Genomic DNA, 25,121 nt, shown 5'->3' on the forward strand with positions numbered 1-25,121 from the left:
GTGCCCAAAGGCGTATAATGTATAGTATATTGGTAAAAAGTTACCATTTAGGAAGAAAGGGGATCTGCCATGCTGCCATCTTTTTTCATTGCCCATGGAGCACCGAGTTTGGCGATCGAGCAGCATGCTTACACTGAGTTTTTGCAGAAGCTGGCCAAGAGCATTCCTGCGCCCAAAGCCATCGTGCTGTTCAGTGCACATTGGGAAAGCCCCGTGCAGAAGATTAGCTCGGCGGTTCATCTAGAAACGATTTATGACTTCTCGGGCTTTTCAGAAAAGCTTTATGACATTAAGTACCCAGCTAAAGGGGATTTGACGCTAAGCTTACATATACAGCGATTGTTTCAGGAAGAAGGCATTCGTTGTGAGCTCGATGATGAGCGAGGCTTGGATCACGGGGCGTGGGCACCGCTGCACATTATGTATCCAGATGCGCAAATACCGGTGGTGGCGCTCTCTGTGAATCCGCGTCTAACGGCGGAAGAGCATTATCGCATCGGCGCGGCATTAGGCCCCTTGCGGGAAGAGGATGTTCTCATCCTCGGCAGTGGCGGGACGGTTCACAACTTACGCAGGTTGGATCAGAATAATCCTGTGCCGCAGGTGTGGGCGGTGGAATTCGATGAGTGGTTGGCGGAGCAGCTGGAGACGTGGAATTTGGATGCGCTTGTTCGATATGACGAAAGAGCGCCTAACGCTCGTGAGGCGGTTCCGACGCCGGAGCATTTTGCGCCTTTGCTTCTTGCACTAGGTGCAGCAGACACTGCACGCAGGGCAAAGCTGCTGCATCATAGCTTTCAGATGGGCACGCTGAGCTTGTGCTGTTGGATGTTTGGCGGGATGAGGAAGTCGTAGGGACAAAATAGTTCTGCCCAAATCGTGCTTGAACAGAGCTGGAACGTACGAGAAGCGCATGGAATACTAAGCAAGAGCCAAGCAGAACTGAGTGGGGAACAGCGGAAGACTAAGCGAGAACCATAAGGAAATCGAGCGGGAACTGCGCGGAAGACTAAGCGAGAACCATAAGGAAATCGAGCGGGAACTGCGCGGAAGACTAAGCGAGAACCATAAGGAAATCGAGTGGGAACTGCTCAGAACGCTAAGCGAGAACCATAAGGAAACCGAGCGAAACAGCGGTAAACTAGCGAGTATCGGTTGGAGCCTGAGCGAAACTGAGTTGAAAACATCCCGGTCGCTAATCCAAGAATCGTGCCTTGAACTCAGGCTTCGGCAGCATGCAGTGCTCGGCTTTGCCGAACCAGCGATAGCGGTTGCGCGCTACGAACGAGTAGCCCAGATTCCTCAGCGGAGCGGGAATGATGATGGCCGCATATGCTAGAGGCCAAGCGCCACGCAAACGCCGGGCAATACGCAGTGCAGCGGTCGAACGGGTATAGGAGCGGCCGCCCTCGATCAGGACGATCGTGCTGATGATATCCATAGGCAGGTTGTTTTGCTCGAGCAGCTTTTGGCCGCTATCCGATTGTAAGGAAGCGAAGCGGAAAATCCCCTTCGGGTCGTTCCGCAGGATGAACTGAACCGCTCCGTTGCACAGATTGCAGACCCCGTCGAACATTACGATGGCATGGTCATCGGTAAGCTTGGTCATGGAATAGCCTCCTTTTTGGCGAGTAGGGAAAAGTTAAGTGCTTGATGCAAAAAGTGCATCTAATTCCGGTGATCAGACCGTCTATAAAGGTAGAAGCTGCAAAAAGTGCAGCAAAAATGGTCCATTTTAGCCAATTTAACGTGTATTGAAGAAATTAGCTGTAGTTTTTGCAGCAGATCTGCTGAAAACGCCTTTTTGAGCTGAATTTGATGCACAAAATGCATTAACTTGTTTTAAACATACTCATCGCGCGAAAAGTAGCATTCCAGCAGCCAAGCTCAAGTCCATCATGCAACCCGTAAACAAGCTAATTAACCAACCGGAAGCAATCCGGTAAGCACGTCTATGACTCAGCACTTACCTAGCAACATACACATCATACATCTCTCCCTACTATATCACAGTCGCGGGTCCAACTACCTCAGCACCATTAGCACAAAAAGTCTTCTACCTATCGCATCACTAGCATATACATTTACTAGAACGATTAAGAGAAGAGGTGCAGCCCTGTTGAAATCATTGCCTTTATTCCGTAAAAAAAACCTTAGCGCCTGGCTCGTCCTTGGATGCTCTGTCATAGCCATTGTTGGTTGCAGCGATACGCCTGCCTCCTTACCATCCGCCAGCCCGAATGCTGCTGAAGCCACGTCCGCTGCCGCATCGCCGCCTTCCAAACCTGCGACCACAGCTGTGGAGACGGAGCTGCCGTACAGATTCCCGCTAACGGGTTTGCCAACCGATAAAGAAGTGAAGACCCGGCCCTTCATGGTCATGGTCGAAAATGCCCCGCAAGCCAGGCCCCAAACCGGCCTAGATCAGGCGGACATCGTCTATGAGATTCTCGCAGAGGGCGAGATTACGAGATTCGTCTCCGTGTTCCAGAGCCAAGCAGCGAAGACCATTGGTCCCGTGCGCAGCATACGCCCTTATTTCGTGGAGATCGGCGACGCGCTCGATGCGGTTATCGTCCATGCCGGCTGGAGTCAGGAAGCGATGGATATGATGGCAGGCCGCAAGCTGGCCCATCTCGATGAGGTGTACGGCGATGGCGCCTACTACTGGCGCGCGACCGATCGTAAAGCACCGCACAATCTTTATACCTCTGTGGATAAAATGAAGCAGGGCGCCGAGGCGCGTAAATTCCGCTCCGAATGGAACGGGCCTCTGCTCACTTTTGCCAAGGATGGTCAAAGCAAACTTACGGGCGCAGCCGTGAATTATATTCAAATTCCTTATATCCAAGGGTATTTCGCTTCCTATGAATACAATGCCGCTGAAGGTGTGTACAAGCGCAGTATGGAGGGCAAGCCGCATCTCGACAAGGAGACGGGCAAACAGCTGCAAACCAAAAATCTGCTCGTACTCGAGAGCAAACATAAGATTGTGGACAAAGAAGGGCGCCGTGAAGTCGACGTGTTTGGACCTGGTAAAGGTCTCATTCTGCAAGAGGGCAAATCTCAGCAGATCACGTGGGAGCGCAAAAATGGCATGCTTCGCGCCTATGCGGAGGGTGGCAAGGAAGTGCCGCTGCTGCCGGGCAACACCTGGATTCAGATCGTGCCGGAGGGCACAGCGCTGAAAATGGAATAGCACTAGATAGGCGCAGAGAAGCCGCCCTGCTTGGGTTTAGAACCAAGACGAGGCGGCTTTCTCGTGTGCATATTTTTGAATTATTTTAACCTGCATATGACTAGAGGTTGACCTGAGAGTGATCCGTGTAGGATAATCTTATCGGCGTTTGCGTTTGGTTAAGGAGGTTTTGGAGACTCCTTTTCTTCTAGGGCCTGAGCTTGATTTCTTACGGCGTTTGCGTTTGGGTTTAAATATTTCTTCCAAATCGTCCGATGAATTTACTTTTCCTTTGCCAATCGCACCAAAAAGGGTTTTCACCATAGGTGCCATTTGTTGAAAGGTGCTCATAAACTTCTGGACCTTGCCCATTGTGCCGAGGATGCCGTCAATACCACCCATACGTTCAACGAAGCCGGAGATTTGCTTCAAATTCAAGCCGCTCAGTGGGTTAGACGAGGCCCCGCCAGCTGCAGCTCCACCACCGCCACCGCCTAAGAGGTTGCTGAGGAAATTACCGCCTCCGCCTCCGCCAGCACCGCTGGGGTTCGCGCTGCCGCCTCCAAACAATCCGCCGCCAGCACTACCGCTGCTAGGGCTGCCGAAGAAATTACCACCTCCTTCAAAAGGGGTAGGAAATCCTCCGCCTTGAGAAAATAGATTGCCGCCACCGCCTAAGCCTGGATATTGGCCGAAGCCGCCATCACCAATTTGCGGAGGTAAAGTTAAGCTTCTTGTATACACCTCAGGACGATTACCGCCATTGCCAATGATTTGTCTTTGGTTGCTCACGAGGATTCACGATCCTTTATTATCAGATTTGTCTCCTACAGGATATGTCACTTGCCTACCGTTGGTATGGACGAATGTCACGGGTCTAGTTAAATGTCACAATTCACCTCATTAACGCATAGAAATTTTAACGTTTCGCAATCCTAAAGGAAGGATTTATACGTGACGTGTCGAATGATACACAGGAGCTTAACTGAACTTATAAGCTAACATGCTTTTCTACCGGGAGTTGACAACCTATGCAATTAAAAAAATTAAATGATAAAGCAATAGACCAGCTTTTTGAAGCCGTGCTGACGCTCAAAGATATTGAAGAGTGCTATGTCTTTTTTGATGACTTATGCACCGTGAACGAGATTCAATCGCTTTCCCAACGCCTTGAGGTTGCTCGCATGCTGCGCAAGGGCTGTACGTATAACCAAATCGAAGCCGAGACGGGCGCATCAACAGCAACCATTTCTCGTGTCAAAAGATGCCTGAACTACGGAAACGATGGCTACGTGCTGACACTGGATCGTTTAGGTCGTTAATGAAGTCGTTGTTCGAAAAAGAATTCAAGATCCTGCGTTACTTGCGTAATGCGGGATTTTTCCTGTTTATTTGCAGGTCAATTGACATGTGTGAACACATTCGTTAGCATAGGATTTATAGGCATGGTTAGAACGGGTGGGGAAAACAAAATGAGTGAGTATGGTGTGCTAGTCATAAGCCATGGATCTCGGGATGAGGGCTGGGTTCAGCTGGTCGATGATGCCGTGTCTGCCGTCAGGATGCCGATGAATGTTCCAATCTACGCTTCTTATTTAGAGTTGGTGGAAGGCCGATTAATTCAAGATGGTATTTACAGTTTAGAGGCACAAGGCGTGACGGATATTATCGTCGTGCCACTGTTCGTGTCCTCTGGGAGTACACATATTGATGAAATCAGCTACGCCCTAGGTGTGATTGAGCAGCCACTGCTCGAGACAGATATGGAACCATTTGATATCAAGGCGCGCATTCATTTCACATCACCAATTGATGACGACCCCGTTATTGCTGAGATTATTTATGCGAAAATCAAAGAGCTTTCCGAATCGCCAAGTCAGGAAATCGTCCTGCTCATCGGTCACGGAAGTAAAGAGAAGGGCTTCCATCTTAAGTGGCGCCAAGGCTTAGAGCTGCTCGCAGAGCGGTTGAAAGTGTTAGGCGGCTACGACGAGGCGGATGTCGCTATGCTTTTGCCAGATCAAGTGAAACGGAAGATGACAGGGTGGGCTCAGAAGAAGCCTGGCCATACGATCGTCGTTGCGCCGCTTTTTCTAAGTGAAGGCTATTTCACGACGCAAGTCATCCCTTCCCGCATGGAAGGGTTCGAATATCGGTACAATGGACGGGCGCTGCTGCCTAGTCCGCTAATTTCCAAATGGATCGAGAAGCAGATTGCTTCAGAAATCGCAGAAGGCGAAACAGGTGATGAGACGCAATGGTCAAAAGAGCAAGACTGATCTATAATCCGACTTCTGGCCGGGAAGAAATGAAAAAACGGTTGCCAGAAATTCTTCAGCGCCTAGAGCGGGGCGGCTTCGAAACATCCACTCACGCTACCATCGGTGAAGGCGACGCAACACTCGCAGCGGCACAGGCCGTTAGCCGAGGCTTCGATCTGATCATCGCTGCAGGTGGAGACGGTACCCTGTGCGAAGTCGTCAACGGCATGGCCGAGAGGGAGGGCAGGCCCCCGCTGGGCATTTTGCCGCTGGGAACGACCAATGATTTTGCCCGAGCGCTGGGCATTCCTAAGAATTTGGAGTACGCCTGCGACCTGATCGTTCAACAGTATACAACCGACATCGATGTAGGCAAGATCAACAACCGCTACTTCATTAATATCGCCGGCGGCGGCTCGATGACCGAGCTGACGTACGAAGTCCCAAGCAAGCTCAAGACCATGATCGGCCAGTTGGCCTATTATATGAAGGGACTCGAGAAACTGCCTAGGCTGAAGCCGATTGAGCTGTACGTCAAGGCAGGCGACAAGGAATTTCATGAGGAAGTCATGTTGTTCCTTGTCGGCAACTCCAACTCCGTTGGAGGCTTTGAGAAGCTGGCTCCGGAAGCGAGTATGAATGATGGATTGTTCGATGTGCTGATTCTACGCAAGTGTAATCTTGCTGAGTTTATTAGAGTGGTTACGCTCGCACTGCGCGGCGAGCATTTGAGCGATCCGAATCTGATTTATTTCCAAACGAATCACATTGAGATTAATTCGCCGGACTACGTCCAGTTGAATCTGGATGGGGAGTTCGGGGGCACGCTGCCTTGCGTAATGACGAATTTGAAGAGTCATTTGCAGATTATTGTGGATGAGTCGGGGCAGTCGATTTATAAGAAGACGTTCCTAGAGACGTTGACTACGCCGTTTCATTTGAGAGGGAATGGGCAAAGTCATGGAGATGAGGAGCAGGAGTAATACAACCTTTTCGTCCTGCTAACTAAATAAGAGATTGAGCTATTGTTTAATTTTAGGTTTTTATTAAAGTGAGGGTCTTATGAGAGCAAAAGGTAAATCTGGCTCTGTGTCAGGTAAAGATAGAGGAACTGGGAAGTTTGGGACGGCAGGGAATAGAGGGAATTCCGGTAGGACAGGGAATTCAGGAAATGTAGGGAATTCAGGGAATAGAGGGAAGTCCGTCGCGAAGGTGGCTCCGGCTTGGATGGCGGATCTGCCGGTGCAGATCGGGCAGCAATATGAGGCTGAGATCATTGGGATCAGCCATGATGGCGAAGGGGTGGGCCGTGTGAACGGCTTTACCCTTTTTGTCGCTGGTGCGCTGCCTGGAGAGCGTGCTCTTGTGCGGGTGGGGCATTTGAAGAAGCAGTATGGTTATGCTGCGCTTGTGGAAGTGCTGGAAGTGAGTCCGGATCGGGTGAAGCCGGATTGTGGGATATATGAGGAATGTGGCGGCTGTCAGCTGCAGCACCTGAGTTATGAGGCGCAGCTTCGCGTGAAGCGCCAGCAGGTTGTGGATAATTTGCAGCGGATTGGGAAGCTGCAGGTTGCGGGGGAGCCAACAATAGGTCATCATGATGCTGGTGCTTCAGATGAAGGAATTGTTGTTCATCCTACGCTCGGGATGGCCGATCCGTGGCGGTATCGGAACAAGGCTCAGGTTCCTTTTGGGGAAGAGCAGGGCGGCCTCATCGGCGGGTTCTATGCGCAGGGTAGCCATCGCATCATCAATATGGATGAGTGCTTGATCCAACATGAGTCGAACGACGAAGTCGTTGCTCGTGTGAAAGAGATCGGCGTGCGGCTTGGTATTCGCGCTTATAATGAAGAGCGTAATGACGGACTGCTTCGCCATGTCGTCGTTAAAGTCGGCTTCCGCACGGGTGAGATCATGGTCGTTTTGGTGACCAATGGTGTGGAGATTCCTCGCGTCGCCGAGTGGGTTGCTGGCATTCGGGCTGCACTGCCCGGCGTGAAGAGCATTTGCCATAACATTAATGTGAAACAGACGAATGTTATTTTTGGGGATGAGACTCGCGTCCTGTGGGGCAGCGAGGTCATCTATGACTATATCGGCGATGTGAAATTTGCAATTTCCGCGCGATCCTTCTATCAAGTGAACCCCGTCCAGACGGAAGTCTTGTACGGGAAGGCACTGGAGTACGCCGCGCTGACAGGCGGCGAGACGGTGGTCGATGCCTACTGCGGCATCGGTACGATTTCCCTGTTCCTCGCCCAGAAGGCGGGACAGGTGTATGGGGTTGAGATCGTCGAGGAGGCGATCGCGGATGCCCGGAAGAATGCCGAGTTAAACGGCATGACGAACGTGCACTTCGAGGCAGGCCCAGCGGAAGTGGTCCTCCCCGAGTGGACACGTCAGGGCGTCCGGCCCGACGTGATCGTGGTGGACCCGCCGCGCAAGGGCTGCGATCCGGCGCTGCTGGCGACGATCCTCGAGCTGCAGCCGCGGCGCGTCGTCTATGTGTCGTGCAGCGCATCGACACTGGCGCGCGACCTGCGCATGCTCGTCGATGGCGGGTACGGCGTCGCGGAGGTGACGCCGGTGGATATGTTTCCGCATACGGTTCACGTAGAATCGGTGGCTTTGTTGACTAGGAATGATACAGATAGCTGAGATTGTTGTGATGGAGTGGCTTTGAGACTAGTACAGATTCTACATTGTTTATCCTCCGTAGCAACTCCCAACAAGCCATGACATCGGCAAACGTTCGGAGACCTCGTAGGTTTCAGTGCTGGTTAGCCTTAATGTAGGATAGTTTATGATTATTTTGAAGATAAAGGAGCAGGTAGTCGGTGCTGTTCAAGGTTGAGGAGAAACATTAATTATGATAACATTTGAGCACTTGATTATCGGTGGAGCATACGAAAGACCCGTACTTGCTAAGATGTGGGGATACAAGGGTTGGCAGGCACTTGGAAAAGGTATTGTTACCCCGAGTGGTAAAAATCTTATAATCCTGTTTGTGACAAAAGAAAAACAGTCAAGCCTAACACAGTATGAGGATTATTTTGAGGATGATTTGCTTCATATGGAAGGCGAGGAAAATCATCAAAATGACATGCGCTTAGCTTATACTATGCACTCGAGTGATGAAGTTTATTTGTTCTACAGGGAAAGGCATCATTCTCCATTCATTTACTATGGTCGTGTTTATTTAGCTGATTATTCAATAAACAAGGGACCTGCTCGTAGTAAGTTCTTATTTAGTGTTTCGAAAGGCGAAGCTTCTGCTATCCTTAATATGGTCTCCGAAAGGGCTACTCATGGAGGTACCAAAGAAGATGTATTTGTTCCTGATCCGGAAGGAGAGCAACGGAGAAGAACTCATCTGATCTATGAGCGCTCACGAAAAAATAGAGCTAGGGCATTAGAAATTCATGGTTTCATCTGCAAGGGATGCGGGTTTAACTTTAACGATTTTTATGGTCAAGACTTAGCCGCTGACTTTATTGAGATACATCATGTTATCTCTATAACAAAAATAACTGAAATGTTTAATCCGGAGACGGATTTAGTGCCTTTGTGTTCTAACTGTCATAGTATGGTACACCGGAGAAAACATGAAATTATGACTGTAGAAGAATTGAAAAGCAGGATACATTGCCAAAGTAAAAAAAACATTTAATTTCATAATATGGCAAATATAATTCCCAAAAAGCAATGCAACGAATGAGAGATATTCCATTAATATTTCGATATCATAGTGATGATGTTAATATTGAATGTTAAAGGGCACTTAAATACTAAAATACCTTAAAGTTAGCCCTTAACTCCACGTATAACAACCAATATAAGAGAACCTTTGTGCTTTACCATGCCCACTCACCAAATTATAATGATCAAATCCATCATCTCTGCCATCTATATGAATACGTACAGAAGAAGAGGAGAAAGAAAACGGACCTTAATCTCCAAACTCTAGTACCTATTTACACCAAGATTATTTTGGTGCTTAGTTGTATCAAGTAGAAACTTCTTCAAACTCTGTTTCATTGCTAATGGAGGCCAAATTCTTCCCTATAATTACTAAATGGACCCTGTAACAGATCAGGGTCCATTTCTTTTTTCTCTCTTCTTTCTATTCTCTTTCAACAATCGGAACATTTCCAATTCTTCTTCTAGTCTAGAGACCTCTTCTTTTGATAACTTTATTTCAACTCCACTACTTAAACTTAAGTATGCCTGAGGCGACTCTCTCAATATTATATTTGATTTATCAAACTCGTTGTTGAGGCGTTCCTCACCATATGTTTCGCGTCCTAAAAGATGATCAGTAGAAACTGATAAAGCATCAGCAAGTTTTATTAGAGTGTCTACGTCAGGTTTTCTTTTTCCTTTTTCGTAACCTGATATAGAAACTTTAGAGACATTTATTTTATTTCCTAGTTCTTCTTGAGTTAAAATGTTTTTTAATCTAAGTTGCTTTAAACGTGAAGGAAAATCCATTATTACTTTCTCCTTTAAAACTATTATAAAAACATTATAAGTTAACTATAGGTGAATCGTAAATAAAAGCTTGACGTTAACTTATGGTTAATTTAAAGTATAAGTTAACTAGTGGTTAAAAATAATTTATGAATGCAAAGTATTAATACCTTTCTTGAGGAGGAGAAATATAGGTTGGTCAGTTGGAATAAAGGAGGCAAAAATTTATGGTAATAATAGAGGTTTAAAAGGAATTAAGTCACTTTTAGTCGAAATATATAAGAAAATGCCTCGAGATTATTAAAACATGTTAAACACTAATTAAGATGTTAACAATGGAGTTGGAAAATTGAAACAAGACGATAATCACTATACATATACTGTAGGTAGTTTATTTGCAGGAATCGGTGGCTTTTGCAGAGCCTTTAAAAATGAAGGTTTTAATGTAATATGGGCAAATGAAATAGATCCGCATGCTTGCGAGACATACAGACACAATCACCCGGAAACAAAACTTTTTGAAAAATCTATTGAAGAATTGTCTGTTATTACTGATAAATTAGAGCCTGTAGATGTTCTTACAGCAGGTTTCCCATGCCAATCATTTTCTCTTGCAGGGAACAAGCTAGGATTTAAAGACCCTCGGGGTCAATTATTTTTTGAAATTATTAGATTGTTAAAAGAGTTCGGTAAGGATAGACCCAAAATACTGGTTCTAGAGAATGTTAAAAATTTAATTTATCACAACAACAAGAAGACAATTAATATTATTGAAGAAGAGATAAAGAGGGCTGGATATTGGTTTCGAGTTCCCTTAGACAGTAAGGGAAACCTATTATCAGATAAAAGCAATGCAAATGTGCTTAACACAAAGGAACATACAGATATTCCACAGAACCGAGAGCGACTATACATGGTTGCTTTTTCACAGGAATACTTCAAGCAAAACAATTTTAAGTTTCCCGACCGCGATGAATCTGGTTTAAAAGATGTAAGGGATTTTCTAGATCTTGATTTTAAGGCAGAACCCGAGTTTTATTTCGATGAGAATTCAAAGTACGGTAAGATGTTTGCGGAAAAAATGGCTGAAGGAAATGAAGACTCTGTATATTTATTACGTAGGGCATATGTCAGAGAAAACAAAAACGATTGTACATTTACCCTTACAGCTAATATGGGTGAAGGTGGCCATAATGTACCTGTTATACGTGATGAATGGGGGATTCGAAAGTTAACTCCCATTGAATGTGTGCGTTTACAGGGATTTAAAGACAATCAATTTTCATTTCCGAGAGGTATGCCTAAATCAAAACAGTATAAGCAGATTGGTAACGCAGTCACAGTAGATCTTGTTCAAAGGTTAGCAGCTGAATGTTTAAATAAGCTATCGAGTATGCAGAAGTAAGGAGAACAGTATGATTAATTGGAACTTTCCATCTAATAATTACGGTCAGGTGACAGGTTTAAACGATGCAGGAATTGAGACATTTAGAGGAAATCCTTGGGACTCTTTAGCTAGGGAAATTAATCAAAATTCTTGCGATGCTAAGGATAAGAAAAATCCTAGACCGGTGGAAGTTCACTTTAATTTGTTTCGGGTTCCATCTAGGCAATTTCCCAATAAAGATGAATTTATAAGAATCCTTAAATCCAGTTTAGAATACTGGAGAGATAACGCGAAGACTGTACGTTTTTTTGAAAATGCTCTTTCAATTATGGAATCGGATCAGATACCTTTTCTGAAAATTAGTGACTATAATACTACGGGACTAACTGGTGCTGATGAAGAGCATAGGGGTGGTTGGCATAATCTTATAAAATCGGTTGGTTCATCGGATAAGGAAGCGCAATCTGGAGGGTCTTTTGGAATCGGGAAGCATGCTCCTTTTGCTTGCTCTGATTTAAGGACGGTATTCTATGGGACAAAAGAAGTAGAAAGCGGTTCTGTTGCATTCCAAGGTGTGGCTAAACTCGTAACTCATCTGAATGACAATAAAGTGCCGACACAAGGTACAGGCTATTTTGGAGAAGTTGAAAAAAACAAGCCGATTACTGAGCCAGAAGAAATGCATGAGTTTTTTAAAAGATCGGAAGTTGGAACTGATATATTCGTTGCAGGTTTTAATGAAAATAGCGGCTGGGAAGAAAAAGTAATAAAGTCCGTTCTTGAAAATTTCTTTATTGCTATATTGGACGAAAGATTGATTGTTAGAGTAGAGGAAACGATAATAAATGCAAATTCTTTATCAGCTCTGTTAGAAAAGTATACAAAAAATGATCCCGATTGTCTTTCATACCAGTACTATGAAGCATATACACTTTCCACCAGACATCATTTTCCTAAAGAAGATTTCTTTGGGCTTGGTGAGCTTGATCTGTTTGTGCTACCAGGAAAAAACCTTCCGAAACGTGTGGCAATGGTAAGAGGAACTGGTATGAAAATATACGATAAGGGAAGTTTTCGAACTCCTTTTAAATTTACTGGGGTAATGATCGCAAAAGGTGAGAAGATCAATGAATTTTTAAGGCAAATTGAACCACCTACACATAATGCATGGGAACCTGATCGGCATGAAAACCCAGAACACGCGAAAGGTATGATTAGAAAACTTTATTCCTGGATTAATGATCAGGTTCGCTCTATTTCAATTGCTGATAGTGTAGAGGAATTGGATGTTGAAGGATTAAGTCAGTATCTACCGGACAATTTCGATGCTGTAGTCACAGATAAAGCTGAGCTATACTCTCAGCATGATTCTGAAGGAGAGAAAACGACTCCTAAAGATATTGAAATTGAATTTAACCATCGAAGAATTAAACCAAGTGCGTCCAATAGTATAGGCGAGGGATTAGCAACGTATGATGAAATTGCTACCGGAATGGAAGATACGGAATTGTCACAAGGTGGTCAACAGGGCATCTCAGAAGGCAAAAATGGGGGTTCTGATTTGGGAGAAGATGGAGGAGGCCGCGGACAGCATGGGAAGGATGATAGGAGTGACCAAGGAAAACTGGGAAATGAACCTGAAGGTAATGAAAATCCTATTTCCAACTCAGTAAATAGAAACCTACGATTGTTACATTCACGTATATTTTGTATAAATCCCTCTTCTGGAACTTATAAGGTATCACTGCAGGCTAATGAAGATGGTGCAGGGTATATAGGAATCAAAGTTGTAGGAGAAGTAGGTGGCGAAGCTGCTGCTGTTATTTCTGCGGTGATACAGCAGACTGGACAAAATATAGAATTAAGAAGTAATGGTAAAATTGGACCGGTCTCATTTTACAAAGATAAAAAATGTGATTTAGTAATCACGTTAAAAGAGTCGCTTCGCTGTGCTTTGGAGGTTTCAATTTATGCAAATTAACTACCGACAGTATCCACACCCGGTATTATCTTATTTTTCAGATGATGTAATAGACAGTGACTTCCAGGCATCACTTAAAAGCAGCAAAACACAAAATACCTACATCTTTGAGGCCTCATGTGTGACAAGCTGCGAAGGAATTAATCAGCTTATAGCAGACAAAAAAGCCCGCTTCGCCTTTCATTTTGAATGTCCAACTACTCGGTTTCGTAAAGTGTTCGCTTCTTTTGACATGAATTTCACTTTCCAGCTGGCTGCTAATTATATAGAAGGAAAAGTCCAAATATGTTCTTTTATTTTGGCAGCTGAAGACGTTCAAGGTTACTCCTTGCCTGATTTTCATTCCGATTATGAAGGTCATTCCTTTTATATAAAAAAGGGTGATGTGTTGGCAATAGATGCGGAAAGGACCTTTTTTGCAGAAAAAGAAATTGATCCTTTAAAAAAAATACCTTCTATTTTTTCTGTTCAGCCTAATCGAAGCGAAGATGCTTTGCCCCTCGATATGGATTCATCAGGTCACAAAATTATCATTAAACTCTCTGAAGATAATTTTGCACATTACAAAACTATTTCATTGAATCAAAATTTACAACCTTTGCTTTCCTCATTAATTATAATGCCAGCCTTGGTATCTATATTGGAAATGATCAAAAGTGGGGAAGAACAAGAGTATGATCCTGAAGAATGCAGATGGTATCAAGTAATTAACAGCAGGCTCAAGGAGCTAGGGATTGATATTGGAAATAAACACCACTTTTCTGACTCGACAATAGCTGTTGCTCAAAAGCTTATAGGTGACCCGTTAAATATGTCACTTTTAGCCCTTGTGAATTTTGAAGATGAAAATTGAGGTGTTAAGTTGTGGATTTAAATTATATCAGTGATAGTTCACTTGAAGAATTAAAAGTAAATATTATCAGTAATCTTGAACAATATAAATCGGATAAGATATGGATTGATCATTTCTTTGAAGGAACAATGTGGAGTTTTCCATCTACAGTTAGAATTGATACGGTGGATTTGCATATGCCACAGAGCAGTACGCTCCACTTTGATTTCGAGAATACGAAGAAGATTTATACTGCCTTAAAGGGGATTTCAGTTATACAAGCAACTGACGAAAGATTGTGGGCGTACTTAACTCATACTACTTTTTGGAGTTATATGAGAAAACGCTGGCCTATTGAGTCATATTTGGATAAAGATAAACCTGCTGATGCAGTGAGAGAACGTTATTTTTTTATGGCAAATAGAGATAGAGCTCTAATACGAAATGGTATAGCCCGATTATGGTGGTATGGCTATGTTTCTTACGACGAGGAACGGGATGATCCATTTGAACTTACACGGATGCTTCTTTCTAAGTTAGATATTGCCCAGAGCCTTCTTGAACGAAGTTTTTCTCGAAATCCAGATATCACAAAAGCAGTGCTGTCAGTATTAAAGCAAAAAGAGCAGGAAGGCGCATCCTTTATAGATCGAGATCGGTTTAGAAGTCTAATGATGTATATCAATCAGCTCGGAGGAGTGACCATTTTGGACACCTTGGAGAAAAAGGATCTAGAGGAGCTGGTGCGAGAAAAAATTGAGATGCTCGCTTAAAATAATCCTGTCCGAGAGAAATGGGCGGGATTTATTATTTTCCTGTAGAATGTTTTTTTGTTATGTAGTACTCTATTATTTTATGATTCAAAGCACTTGCAAATAATTAAAAGAGATGGTAAGCTGCTTATATAAAGAACGGATGTTCGGTGTAGGGGGGCGAATAAATTTATGAACGATGAGAAAATTTTAGCAGTTGATTTGTTTTCTGGAGCGGGCGGACTAAGTTTAGGTTTTCTACAGACAGGACAGGTTCGAATTGTAGCCGCGGTCGAAAATAATAAGTCAGCTCAAAAGACATATCGTAGAAATCATCAAAGTGTAAACAAGGTTTTCGGAGATATAAGGAAACTAAACTATAGTGAAATAATAGAAGAATGTAAAAACTTTGGTCAAAATCATGTGAATCTTGTTTTTGGGGGACCGCCGTGTCAAGGGTTTTCGAATGCTAATAGACAGAAGACAGAATTGATTTCAACCAATAATCAGCTGGTCAAAGAATATGTAAAAGCGATTGAGATGCTCAATCCAGATGCGTTTGTTATGGAAAATGTTAAAGCAATGAAATCACCTAAGCATAAGTTCTTTTATTCTTTAAAAGATAATGAAGAAATCGTAAATGAATTGGGATTATTGCTTACAAAAGAAAAAATTTCTCTTGGAAAAGATTGGGGACTTAGCGATGAGTTGACTAAATTCCTAAAAAAGGTAATAAGGGAAAAATCAGATCTATCCGAATATACTTTAAAAGACAAAGACTTTTTCTCAAGGATTAGTCATTTTGGTAGAAAAGAAAAGGAATTCGCTACTTACATAGATAAAACCCAAACTGCTTTAAATAAATTCTTTCCTAATTGGCTTGATCTTCACAATAAGTACTGGTGTAATGGGTATATGGAAAAATGGATACTTCTTGGGGAATGGTTTCAGAAAGAAAATTTATCGGAGACATCTTCAGATGAACTTTACAGTTGTTTAAATGAAATAATACAAGTTCAAAAGATTCTGATGAAGATGAATGAAATAGCTTTGAACAATATCGAAATAATCGATATAGTCTCAGAAAATAAGAATGTTTATATTGAGGTACAAACATATGGTGTGCTAGATTATTTAACTGCTAAATTCAAGAAGCTGGGGTATAAACTTAATGATGATCCACTTTTTCTTAATGCAGCTAATTTTGGTGCACCCCAACTGAGAGAAAGATTATTTTTGATTGGGGTAAAGAGTAAGATTGTTGGGGATGAAGTTGTAGAGTTACCAAAGCCAATCATAGTTGATGAGTTTTACACAGTTGAAAATGCCATTGGAGATCTTGAGAATTTAGAGCCTCATACAGCAATAGAGGAAGATATACCGCTAGAGAAGCCCTTATCTTATAAGAGTAATCCACTAATAAAATATCTTAGTGGAACCGTAAAAACGGTTAGCAACCATGTGATGACAAAAACAACGAAGACAGCTTTAGATAGATTTAAGGTGCTAGAACCGGGACAGAATTTTCATCATTTAGATGAGTCTTTAAAACATACTTATACAGATCCAGGAAGAACTCAAAATACCGTGTATTTGCGTCTTAACTATAGTACTCCTTCTGGCACAGTTTTGAATGTTAGAAAGTCAATGTGGATACATCCAATAAAAACACGGGCTATCAGTATTAGAGAAGCAGCACGGCTGCAAACATTTCCTGATAATTTTGTATTTGAAGGTTCCAAAGATTCCCAGTATCAGCAAATTGGGAATGCTGTCCCTCCCCTGTTAGGTAGGGCAGTTGCTGAGCAAGTATTGAAATATATAAAAAAACCTATCAAGGAACCGTTAGCTAGTATTATCAAACCACTCGAAGCAATTACAAATTCTTAGAATACAGAGAGCCTCTACTCGCCATGAGTATGAGGCTCTTTGTTATAAAATACACAATGCTCATTTATCGGACAAATTGTACATCTTGGAGTATTCGCAGTGCAAATTAATCCAGCAAAATCAAGAACAGCGAGGTTTGCAGTTTTGTAGCCTAAATCAGGAAAGTACAACTCTCTTATATCAGAAAAAAGCAGTTTATCAGTTCTAGGGCGTGATTTATCAGAAACCAGACCGAAATATCTGCAGAATAATCTAATGACATTAGTATCAATTGGTACTGTATCTTGATTATATGCATAACACAGCACTGCATTAGCAATGTAATCTCCAACCCCGGGTAATTTGATTAAATCACTATAGTTGTCAGGAATCTTTCCGATATAGTTAAAGTGTATGATTTGGGCTGCTGTCTTTAGACGAGATGCACGATAAATTAAGCCTATAGGTCTTATAATTTCAATTAGTTCATCTTCAGATGCACTTGAAAGTTTATCGATAGTTGGGAACGTACTAAGTAATGAATAATAAACTGCTTCTACTTTTCTGACGTGTGTTTGCTGTAGAAGAAACTCTGCAATCAGAACATAATAAGGATTATTCGTAGATCTCCAGGGATAAGTTCGTTTATGCAACTCAAACCATTTCTTAAGGAGGGTCCAAAAAAGTGATGTTAAATCTTTATTAATAATCAAATAGATCACACCCGTATTAATTTTATCACTAAAGTATGTGACAATGTTATTGTAGAAGATATCTATTCGTAATAGAAGTTTTTTGATAAGGTAATTATTGGAATTGTAAAATAAATTTGGTGTGGCAGGATATGTTTTGTTTTATGTCGAATAATGGAAAAGTAGTGCTTTAGTATGATCCTTTTTCTTTTGTAATAGTTGGAGTTTGAGTTGTTAGTCCCAGGTCTTAAAAAATTATTGGGGAGCAAGGTGAGGGGTTAAATATGGAAACCGAATTAGTTAATCCCAATGTAAGAAATTTTGTTAAATCCTTAAGGGATATAGGTTATACATTGGAAGTTGCGGTTGCAGATATATTGGACAATAGTATTGCTGCAAATGCATCTAATATAAAAATATATACTGTGTCAGAGCCAGAGATGATATTTAGTATGTTGGATGATGGATTTGGTATGTCAAGTGATGAACTTATTGAAGCAATGCGTTTAGCAACTAAAAATCCTGAATCTGAAAGAGAAAAATTTGATCTTGGTAGATTTGGATTAGGACTTAAGACCGCTTCATTCTCACAATGTAAAAAATTAACTGTTATATCAAAAAAAAATGAAAGCATTTCGGCAAGACAATGGGATCTGGATTTTATAGCTCAAGAAGATAAATGGTTACTGATAACACCTGAACCTGCTTGGATTGAGGCAATACCCTTAATGAAGGAACTTAAGAAACAAAAACATGGTACTTTGGTTGTGTGGCAGCAGATTGATAGCTTTAATAAAGAAAATTTTTCTGAAGATATTGATAGACTTAGAAAACATCTATCACTAGTCTTTCATCGTTTTTTAGAGGGTTCTGTTGGTGTTAGATCATCATTTAAAATTTTCATAAATAATAACCTTTTAAAAGCGTTTAATCCATTTAACATTAACCACCCTGCAACACAACAAATTTCAAGTGAAAAAATAAAATTAGATAAGTTTACAATAAACATCCAGCCTTTTATCTTGCCACATCACTCAAAAGTTTCACAACAGGAGTACGAACAATATGCCACAGAGGAAGGTTATACTAAATCACAAGGATTTTATCTGTATCGGGCTAATAGGTTATTGATTTATGGAACTTGGTGGGGGCTTCATAGAGCGATCGATGCTCATAAATTAGTAAGAGTAAAGATAGATATTCCTAATAATCAAGATAAATATTGGGGAATCGATATAAAAAAGTCTTCTGCGAATCCAATTGCGGAAATAAAAGCAGATTTGAAAAAAGTTATAAAACAGATTACAGAGATAGGTTCAAGACCATATACTGGAAGGGGGAGGAGAATCGAAGATAAATTAACCACGAGGTTTTGGGAAATGGTTGCATTTAATGGGGGCATTAGATTTGCATTAAATCCAAAACATCCAGTCTTAAAAAAACTTATTAATGAAATTTCTGATAATAATAATGAATTGTTGAATATATATCTCATGGGATTACAGGCTTATTTGCCGTTAGAGGCAATCCAAGCGCAGTTGCAGCAAAGTCCACATAAAATAAATCAGGAAGCAGCCTTAACAGAGGAAGAGATAATAGCTCTAGCCGAAAAATTAAGATCATCAGGTATAGATAAAAGTTATATTGAAAGCTTACTTAAGACCGAAATATTTAAAAATCATAAGGAGCTGTTATTAATAGATGGAGAGTAATAGTAATAGTTATCAGTTAATTAAAGATTTTATCTTTAAAAAATTACAAGATATCGATGGGGTTTTGCCACAAAATAAAATTGAAGTAGAAATTAATAATACTAAAGATTTAATGTCAAAGGTTGGTGTAGAGATATTTGCTCAAGTTTTATCTGTTAATACAATTTCATTTTTATCAGATAATGATTGGGAGCGAATGAAGAGAGAGCTAGAAACACATTTTAATGTTGAAATGGAAAGTGGAATTTTAGTTCAGGGAGAAGAGCAGCAGCTAAGAGATAACTCATGGTGGACAAGTAAAGAGAAACTGAAAAATGAGAATTATTACTGGAATAGATATAAAGAACATATCAAAAAGTCACTTGCGCCAGATGTAGTTAAAACTATCAATGAAGATACTGATATAGTAATGGATAATATTGAAGATCCATCAATTGAATTCTTTTCAAGATATGGGATGGTTGTTGGACATGTTCAATCAGGTAAAACAGCTAATTATTCAGCATTAGTGTGTAAGGCTGCTGATGCAGGATATAAATTTATTGTAGTCATTGCAGGCGGAATTAACAACTTGAGGAATCAAACTCAAGAAAGACTAAATGAAGCATTTGTAGGGGTCGATAAAGGAGTGCCTGTTGGGGTTGGAAAACTTGGTGATTTGAGGAAGGAATTATTGCCAATAAGTTTAACAACAACAGAACAGGATTTCAATAAACAAGATGCTAATAAAAATGCTCAAGGTTTAAATTTTGATAATATCAGCAGTCCGATTATATTGGTAATTAAAAAACATTCAAGTACTTTAAATAATGTAATTACTTGGCTGGAAGCACAATATAAGCATCAAATTTCTAAACATGCAATGTTATTAATTGATGATGAGTCGGATTATGCTTCAATAAATACTAAGAATGAAGAAGATCCAACAATTATTAATAAAAGGCTCAGAAAGTTACTTAGTTTATTCCGGAAGAGTGCGTATGTTGCCTATACCGCAACACCTTATGCTAATATTTTCATTGATCATGAAGCGGGAAATGAAGACTTAGGTAAAGATCTTTTTCCTAAAGATTTTATTTATGCACTTAAAGCTCCTTCTAATTATTTTGGTGCAAGAAAAATATTTTTAGATACCAATAAGAAACATTTAATTCCAATTGATGATTACCTGCATGATATACCGTCCGATCATAAAAAAGATTTTGATTTACCAACTGTTCCAGAAAGTTTATATGACGCTGTACGTTTATTTATTATTAATATAGGAATCAGGAATTTAAGAGGACAGAGAAATAAACATAATAGTATGCTAATCCACGCTACTCGGTTCACTTTAATTCACCAAAGATTAAGTAGTCATATAGATAATTATGTGGCAATTATTAAAAAAGATATTAATGCTTACGGAAGGCTAACTGATTCAATAGAGCGCAGTTCACATATTAGAAGTATGAAAAAAACATATGAGGAACAGCATCATGATATAGAATTCAATTGGAGAAATGTATTAGAAAGTATTTGTGAGATCATTAATACAATTATTATTAGAGAGGTACACACAGATACAAAGATACCGTTAGAGTACCGAAAAGATAGAGTAACTAACGCTATTGTCATTGGTGGTACAAGTCTTTCTCGAGGTTTTACTCTAGAGGGATTGAGTGTTAGCTATTTCCTAAGGAATACAGTATTTTATGATACATTAATGCAAATGGGAAGGTGGTTTGGTTATCGTTTAGATTATGAAGATATATGTCGAATCTATATGACGAAGACGATGATTGGTAATTTTGCTCAAATAATCGAAGCAACAGAGGATTTAATTGATAATTTCTTTAGAATGTCTGAAGCTAAGATGACACCCAACGACTTTGGATTATCAGTAAAACATCATCCAGATAGTGGTTTACAAGTAACCGCTAGAAATAAACAAAAGAATAGCAAAGATATTTTCTTTGAGATGAAATTAGATGGACATGCAAAAGAAACAAGTTGGCTTCATAATGATGTTGATATAAAAAAAGGGAATTTGCAAGTTATTAAGGACACCGTAAGAAGATTGCAAATTAATAATAAAAGTTCTTATCTTAAAGTCGGTAACAATCACCTATGGAAGGATATTGATAAAAAATTAGTGATAGAATTTCTGGAAAATTTCCAAGTCTTTTCACCAGATCCTTTTGGAATAAAATCTAGGATGCCAATTGACTTTGTTAAGAGGTATGTAATTGAAGTTGATACTTATTGGGATGTTGCTTTATATAACGGTGAAAGTGAAAAATCTTGTCAGATAGAAGATATTTACGTTAAGAGAGAACAAAGAAAAATTACCACTAAGGAAAAATATTATGAAATTCAAAATAGACAAGTATCATCTGGAAGTGCTGAAGCTATAGCGCTTTCAGATATTGATCGTAAAAAGTCCGGAAGTAACCGTAAGACTATTAGGGAAATAATGAAAAAACCTCTTTTGATGTTACATGTATTGGATACAAAGGAAGATGATGAGTTAGCGGCATTTGGTATTAGTTTTCCAGGTGGGGTTAATAGCGGAAATAAAACCATAAAACTTAAGATAAATACGGTGTATATTCAAGAGTTATTGAATGAGGAGGAATTTGATGATTAACATTGAATGTCCATGGACTGGTATGGCTGACTCCTCTCAAAGGCGTGTAGACTCTAATTCTCCATATAATCTATTTTGGATAACTGATTTACAAGGGAATTATGGCTTTTGTATAAGAGCAGAGGATACGGTTATATTTACTGATAATAAGATCAAGCTTAAAGGCATCTCCATTATTAAAAGAAATTCTAATAACAAGAACTATATAGAATTATTCTTAATACTAAATAAAAAAGAAGATTGGCAGGTTTTCCTTTCACTTTGTGAGGATTTAATAGCAGTATCTAAACGTTATGATACCAATGAGACAATGATTAGGGCGGTTGAGATTCGTCTAAAGCGGTGGCAACAATTGTTAAAGCAAGATATTAATCAAGCATTTACAATTGAAAAACAAATGGGATTGTTTTCGGAATTATTATGTTTAAAGGATACAGTAGCGGTTAAAAGTGGTATTAAACAAGCAATAGTTTCATGGGTTGGTCCTGAATTTGATAAGCAAGATTTTTTAATGGATAAAGCTGTTATAGAAGTGAAATCTCATCGAACATCCAAAGGTGAGGTTGTAAATATTTCTTCACTTCAACAGCTTCATTGTGAAAAAGAGCCGTTATTCCTGATGTCTTATGCTTTAACTTCTACAGAAAATGGTCTTTCAGTAGAAGATATTTCACGGAGTATTAGAGAACAGCTAATAACAGAATCAAATGCGATATTAGATTTATTTGAAAATAAATTAATACAGTATGGGTACATTCCGGAAATCATTAAAGAACCGCTACAAAAATTTATTGTGGATAAAACAAAATTGTTTAAAGTCTCAGATTCATTTCCTAAAATTGTTCCCCAGGATGTAAAAAAGCAAATTTTACAAGTTAAATATTCTATTGATCTATCGTTATGCTCTGAATTTGAAATAGAAGTTGAGGCATTTTTGCAGGAAGGAGGCTATCAAGAAGTATGATTACTTTACAGGAGTTTCATCAAGATTTTTTACAATCAGTCTTGTCTGATGCTGACAGCAGAGGATTAATGAAGCCGCAAGCATTCTTTGAAAATATTTGTGAAGAGTTAGTTAGTACGGGAGATCTAACAAATAATTACACTGCAGCTGAATATATCAAGACCGGCATCGAAGTGCACGGATATGATTTTGATGAGGAGCGTAAAATTTTATCCGTATTAGTGCATCAATTTTTTCAAGAGGACGAAATAGCAACTCTTACAAAAAGTCATATTAACACAAAAATAAATCGACTAAAATCATTTTTGAGAAAGTGTACACAAGGGCTGTATAGAGATATGGAAGAAACTTCCGATGCATATTCTATGGCCTATAATATATATAAATATAAGATTAATAATGAAATAAATAAATTTCGCTTGATAATTTTAACTGACGGCAAGGCTACCAGAACGCTAATAGAGATACCAACAGAAGTGCTAGAGGAAATCCATACCGAATTTAGAGTTATCGACATAGAGTATATTTATAAAATTTATATGTCAGAGCAAAACAATAACCAACTTGAAGTGGAAATCGATTTACCTTGTTTAGAAATTAAAACTACATCGGATGAATATCAATCGTATTTATGTGTTGTAACAGGTAATCAATTAGTGGATATATATGAGCAGTACGGCCAAAAATTGTTTGAGCAAAACGTAAGAACGTTCTTGCAATTCAAGGGTGGCGTAAATAAGGGGATTAGAAATACGATAGAATATAAACCTGAGATGTTTTTTGCATATAATAACGGTATTACCGCAACTGCAAACGACGTTGAATTGGATGGCGCGGGTCATATAACGAAAATAACTAATTTCCAAATTGTTAACGGTGGCCAAACAACATCAGCCATATATGCCGCTAAAACAAATTCCAAACTGGATGTGTCTAATGTTTCTGTGCAGATGAAATTATCAGTTGTTAAGGATAATGATAAACAAAATGACTTTGTATCAAAGATATCTGAATATGCAAACACACAAAATAAAGTTAATAAATCGGATTTCTTCTCAAATAGTCCATTTCATAAAGAGATGAAGAACTACTCCAAAAGAAATTGGGTATCAACAGTAGGTGGTTCTCAACGACGTACCCGCTGGTTTTATGAGAGGGTAAGTGGAGAATATTTAAATGAGCAAGCCTATCTATCAAAAGCTGAGAAACTAAAGTTTCAATTAGAACATCCTAAACAACAACTATTGGATAAAACATTCTTATCTAAGAGTGAAAATGCGTGGTTGCAAAAACCTGAAATTGTTGCAAGAGGCGCTCAATATAGTTTTTCTGCATTTGCAGATTATATAACTAATTGGTTAGAAAAAGATAATCTTGCCATCACTGAAAGCTATTTCAAAGATGCTGTAGCACGTGTTATTTTATTTAGGTCTGTCGAAAGGCTGGTTTCTCAAGCCAACTGGTATGATAATGGATTTAGAGCTCAAACAGTTGCATATACTGTTTCGTATCTGTCTTATCTAATAGAAAAAAAAGGTCAGTTTTTAAATTTCAATTTAATCTGGGAAGAGCAGAAGTTACCAACTAATTTAGTCGACCCAATAAATATTATTGCAAAGGCAATATACGATAAAATTACTGATCCACCAGAAGGATCAGCTAATGCCGCGCAATGGTGTAAAAAGACAAGCTGTTGGGAATCAATTAAACAATTAGAGTTGGGCGTAGTAATTGATAGTGAATCACTTATGGACAAAGACGAGAAAAAGTATATTAAAAAAGAAGATAAAAAAGAGAAAAAGTTAGACAGTGGTATAGAGATACAAATATTTGTGGTTAATATCGGAAAAGAAAACTGGAAAAACTTGCATGAATATTATAAAAAATATGAATCAACATCCAATATATCTCTTACTCAGTTAGATATATTAGAAAAAATGGCTTTAGGATATTTAAATCCTCCTTCTGAAAAACAATGTAAAACATTATATCAATTATACGAGAAAGCTATAGATGAAGGGGCTACTGCTTAAAGTATATTAGACGCCTGCTAGTAATTTTGGCAGGTGTCTTTATTTTATCTACTAGTATGGAGAAAAACGGGGCTAAATTGTCTGAAGGACAATACATCTTTCCAAACTTGTTAATGTTGATAAACCCAATCCACAAAAGATAGGTTTATATTCGCTAGCCCTTGTCTGATCAAAACAGCGGAGTAAGATCTATTATTTGTATAGAGCGTGTAGTTTTAATAAAAAGAAACACTTTTTAATATTAAATGGCTAATTGTTTAGCATAGTAAGAATACTTTCACACATTTTCGAGGGTATTTTTAAATTCGTTTGAATTCTGCCATTTGCTAGGACTAATACCTAAACTTTCAGAAAGAGTATA

Annotated in this window: 20 protein-coding genes; 16 read left to right on the forward strand and 4 right to left on the reverse strand. The window is 39.8% G+C overall.

What is annotated here, in order from left to right; translation table 11 throughout:
- The first annotated feature begins 69 nt into the window (after positions 1 to 69).
- A complete protein-coding gene (locus AC58U0_RS28300) occupies positions 70 to 855 on the forward strand; it encodes a DODA-type extradiol aromatic ring-opening family dioxygenase (protein ID WP_497382187.1) in 786 nt (261 codons plus the stop codon).
- A gap of 340 nt (positions 856 to 1,195) precedes the next feature.
- On the opposite strand, the gene AC58U0_RS28305 is transcribed toward AC58U0_RS28300, so the two are convergent.
- The gene (locus AC58U0_RS28305; protein WP_497382188.1) at positions 1,196 to 1,609 is read right to left on the reverse strand and encodes a thiol-disulfide oxidoreductase DCC family protein; all 414 of its coding nucleotides are present in this window, start codon (positions 1,607 to 1,609) and stop codon (positions 1,196 to 1,198) included.
- 345 nt (positions 1,610 to 1,954) lie between these two features.
- On the opposite strand from AC58U0_RS28305, the gene AC58U0_RS28310 reads away from it, so the two are divergent.
- The gene (locus AC58U0_RS28310) at positions 1,955 to 3,199 is read left to right on the forward strand and encodes a DUF3048 domain-containing protein (protein WP_497382189.1); all 1,245 of its coding nucleotides are present in this window, start codon (positions 1,955 to 1,957) and stop codon (positions 3,197 to 3,199) included.
- Positions 3,200 to 3,337: 138 nt separating this feature from the next.
- Here the strand turns inward: AC58U0_RS28310 and AC58U0_RS28315 are convergent, their stop codons facing one another.
- Entirely contained in the window at positions 3,338 to 3,970 is a 633-nt protein-coding gene (locus AC58U0_RS28315; RefSeq protein WP_497382190.1) for an aminotransferase, read from the reverse strand.
- Positions 3,971 to 4,209: 239 nt separating this feature from the next.
- Here AC58U0_RS28315 and AC58U0_RS28320 point away from each other — a divergent pair, with 239 nt between their 5' ends.
- The 5 genes from AC58U0_RS28320 to AC58U0_RS28340 all read left to right on the forward strand — a co-directional run bounded on the left by AC58U0_RS28320 (position 4,210) and on the right by AC58U0_RS28340 (position 9,109).
- Entirely contained in the window at positions 4,210 to 4,500 is a 291-nt protein-coding gene (locus tag AC58U0_RS28320; protein ID WP_029198698.1) for a YerC/YecD family TrpR-related protein, read from the forward strand.
- Positions 4,501 to 4,623: 123 nt separating this feature from the next.
- Positions 4,624 to 5,457: a sirohydrochlorin chelatase gene (locus tag AC58U0_RS28325; RefSeq protein ID WP_497382191.1), complete on the forward strand. Its 834-nt coding sequence runs from the start codon at positions 4,624 to 4,626 to the stop codon at positions 5,455 to 5,457.
- The gene (locus AC58U0_RS28330; protein WP_497382192.1) at positions 5,436 to 6,422 is read left to right on the forward strand and encodes a diacylglycerol kinase; all 987 of its coding nucleotides are present in this window, start codon (positions 5,436 to 5,438) and stop codon (positions 6,420 to 6,422) included. Before AC58U0_RS28325 ends, AC58U0_RS28330 begins: the two co-directional genes overlap by 22 nt.
- 244 nt (positions 6,423 to 6,666) lie before the next feature.
- Entirely contained in the window at positions 6,667 to 8,097 is a 1,431-nt protein-coding gene (gene rlmD, locus AC58U0_RS28335) for a 23S rRNA (uracil(1939)-C(5))-methyltransferase RlmD (protein WP_497382193.1), read from the forward strand.
- Between the two features lie 211 nt (positions 8,098 to 8,308).
- Complete coding sequence (locus AC58U0_RS28340; RefSeq protein WP_497382194.1) at positions 8,309 to 9,109, forward strand: HNH endonuclease; 801 nt, start codon at positions 8,309 to 8,311, stop codon at positions 9,107 to 9,109.
- A 422-nt stretch (positions 9,110 to 9,531) separates the two neighbouring features.
- Here the strand turns inward: AC58U0_RS28340 and AC58U0_RS28345 are convergent, their stop codons facing one another.
- Complete coding sequence (locus AC58U0_RS28345; protein WP_497382195.1) at positions 9,532 to 9,930, reverse strand: helix-turn-helix domain-containing protein; 399 nt, start codon at positions 9,928 to 9,930, stop codon at positions 9,532 to 9,534.
- 328 nt (positions 9,931 to 10,258) lie between these two features.
- Between AC58U0_RS28345 and AC58U0_RS28350 the strand changes: the two genes are divergently transcribed.
- The 5 genes from AC58U0_RS28350 to AC58U0_RS28370 all read left to right on the forward strand — a co-directional run bounded on the left by AC58U0_RS28350 (position 10,259) and on the right by AC58U0_RS28370 (position 16,751).
- Positions 10,259 to 11,314, forward strand: a complete 1,056-nt coding sequence (locus AC58U0_RS28350) for a DNA cytosine methyltransferase (RefSeq protein WP_497382196.1) — start codon at positions 10,259 to 10,261, stop codon at positions 11,312 to 11,314.
- A gap of 10 nt (positions 11,315 to 11,324) precedes the next feature.
- The gene (locus tag AC58U0_RS28355) at positions 11,325 to 13,277 is read left to right on the forward strand and encodes a hypothetical protein (protein WP_497382197.1); all 1,953 of its coding nucleotides are present in this window, start codon (positions 11,325 to 11,327) and stop codon (positions 13,275 to 13,277) included.
- The gene (locus AC58U0_RS28360; RefSeq protein WP_497382198.1) at positions 13,267 to 14,130 is read left to right on the forward strand and encodes a hypothetical protein; all 864 of its coding nucleotides are present in this window, start codon (positions 13,267 to 13,269) and stop codon (positions 14,128 to 14,130) included. Before AC58U0_RS28355 ends, AC58U0_RS28360 begins: the two co-directional genes overlap by 11 nt.
- Positions 14,131 to 14,141: 11 nt before the next feature.
- Positions 14,142 to 14,882: a DUF6339 family protein gene (locus tag AC58U0_RS28365; RefSeq protein ID WP_497382199.1), complete on the forward strand. Its 741-nt coding sequence runs from the start codon at positions 14,142 to 14,144 to the stop codon at positions 14,880 to 14,882.
- A 171-nt stretch (positions 14,883 to 15,053) separates the two neighbouring features.
- A complete protein-coding gene (locus AC58U0_RS28370; protein WP_497382200.1) occupies positions 15,054 to 16,751 on the forward strand; it encodes a DNA cytosine methyltransferase in 1,698 nt (565 codons plus the stop codon).
- A gap of 14 nt (positions 16,752 to 16,765) precedes the next feature.
- On the opposite strand, the gene AC58U0_RS28375 is transcribed toward AC58U0_RS28370, so the two are convergent.
- Complete coding sequence (locus tag AC58U0_RS28375) at positions 16,766 to 17,443, reverse strand: HhH-GPD family protein (protein ID WP_497382201.1); 678 nt, start codon at positions 17,441 to 17,443, stop codon at positions 16,766 to 16,768.
- A gap of 263 nt (positions 17,444 to 17,706) precedes the next feature.
- Here AC58U0_RS28375 and AC58U0_RS28380 point away from each other — a divergent pair, with 263 nt between their 5' ends.
- From AC58U0_RS28380 to AC58U0_RS28395, 4 genes are read left to right on the forward strand one after another with little or no spacing between them, the layout of a single operon-like run.
- On the forward strand, positions 17,707 to 19,134 hold the full coding sequence (locus tag AC58U0_RS28380; protein ID WP_497382202.1) for an ATP-binding protein: 1,428 nt from the start codon (positions 17,707 to 17,709) through the stop codon (positions 19,132 to 19,134).
- The gene (locus AC58U0_RS28385) at positions 19,124 to 21,763 is read left to right on the forward strand and encodes a Z1 domain-containing protein (protein WP_497382204.1); all 2,640 of its coding nucleotides are present in this window, start codon (positions 19,124 to 19,126) and stop codon (positions 21,761 to 21,763) included. Before AC58U0_RS28380 ends, AC58U0_RS28385 begins: the two co-directional genes overlap by 11 nt.
- Positions 21,756 to 22,727, forward strand: coding sequence for a PD-(D/E)XK motif protein (locus AC58U0_RS28390; RefSeq protein WP_497382205.1), 972 nt, complete (start codon positions 21,756 to 21,758; stop codon positions 22,725 to 22,727). The genes AC58U0_RS28385 and AC58U0_RS28390 overlap by 8 nt, the downstream gene beginning before the upstream one ends.
- Entirely contained in the window at positions 22,724 to 24,760 is a 2,037-nt protein-coding gene (locus AC58U0_RS28395; RefSeq protein WP_497382206.1) for an AIPR family protein, read from the forward strand. The genes AC58U0_RS28390 and AC58U0_RS28395 overlap by 4 nt, the downstream gene beginning before the upstream one ends.
- The last annotated feature ends 361 nt before the right edge of the window (positions 24,761 to 25,121 follow it).

The organism is Paenibacillus sp. J31P190, from assembly GCF_059692075.1.

What these genes read in the sequence shown, in the direction of transcription:
- AC58U0_RS28370 (WP_497382200.1), top strand. Translation starts at nt 15,054, where the DNA reads ATGAACGATGAGAAAATTTTAGCAGTTGATTTGTTTTCTGGAGCGGGC.
- AC58U0_RS28385 (WP_497382204.1), top strand. Translation starts at nt 19,124, where the DNA reads ATGGAGAGTAATAGTAATAGTTATCAGTTAATTAAAGATTTTATCTTT.
- AC58U0_RS28380 (WP_497382202.1), top strand. Translation starts at nt 17,707, where the DNA reads ATGGAAACCGAATTAGTTAATCCCAATGTAAGAAATTTTGTTAAATCC.
- AC58U0_RS28305 (WP_497382188.1), bottom strand. Translation starts at nt 1,609, where the DNA reads ATGACCAAGCTTACCGATGACCATGCCATCGTAATGTTCGACGGGGTC.
- AC58U0_RS28390 (WP_497382205.1), top strand. Translation starts at nt 21,756, where the DNA reads ATGATTAACATTGAATGTCCATGGACTGGTATGGCTGACTCCTCTCAA.
- AC58U0_RS28345 (WP_497382195.1), bottom strand. Translation starts at nt 9,930, where the DNA reads ATGGATTTTCCTTCACGTTTAAAGCAACTTAGATTAAAAAACATTTTA.
- AC58U0_RS28310 (WP_497382189.1), top strand. Translation starts at nt 1,955, where the DNA reads ATGACTCAGCACTTACCTAGCAACATACACATCATACATCTCTCCCTA.
- AC58U0_RS28360 (WP_497382198.1), top strand. Translation starts at nt 13,267, where the DNA reads ATGCAAATTAACTACCGACAGTATCCACACCCGGTATTATCTTATTTT.
- AC58U0_RS28330 (WP_497382192.1), top strand. Translation starts at nt 5,436, where the DNA reads ATGGTCAAAAGAGCAAGACTGATCTATAATCCGACTTCTGGCCGGGAA.
- AC58U0_RS28340 (WP_497382194.1), top strand. Translation starts at nt 8,309, where the DNA reads ATGATAACATTTGAGCACTTGATTATCGGTGGAGCATACGAAAGACCC.
- AC58U0_RS28300 (WP_497382187.1), top strand. Translation starts at nt 70, where the DNA reads ATGCTGCCATCTTTTTTCATTGCCCATGGAGCACCGAGTTTGGCGATC.
- AC58U0_RS28355 (WP_497382197.1), top strand. Translation starts at nt 11,325, where the DNA reads ATGATTAATTGGAACTTTCCATCTAATAATTACGGTCAGGTGACAGGT.
- AC58U0_RS28320 (WP_029198698.1), top strand. Translation starts at nt 4,210, where the DNA reads ATGCAATTAAAAAAATTAAATGATAAAGCAATAGACCAGCTTTTTGAA.
- rlmD (WP_497382193.1), top strand. Translation starts at nt 6,667, where the DNA reads ATGGCGGATCTGCCGGTGCAGATCGGGCAGCAATATGAGGCTGAGATC.
- AC58U0_RS28325 (WP_497382191.1), top strand. Translation starts at nt 4,624, where the DNA reads ATGGTTAGAACGGGTGGGGAAAACAAAATGAGTGAGTATGGTGTGCTA.
- AC58U0_RS28395 (WP_497382206.1), top strand. Translation starts at nt 22,724, where the DNA reads ATGATTACTTTACAGGAGTTTCATCAAGATTTTTTACAATCAGTCTTG.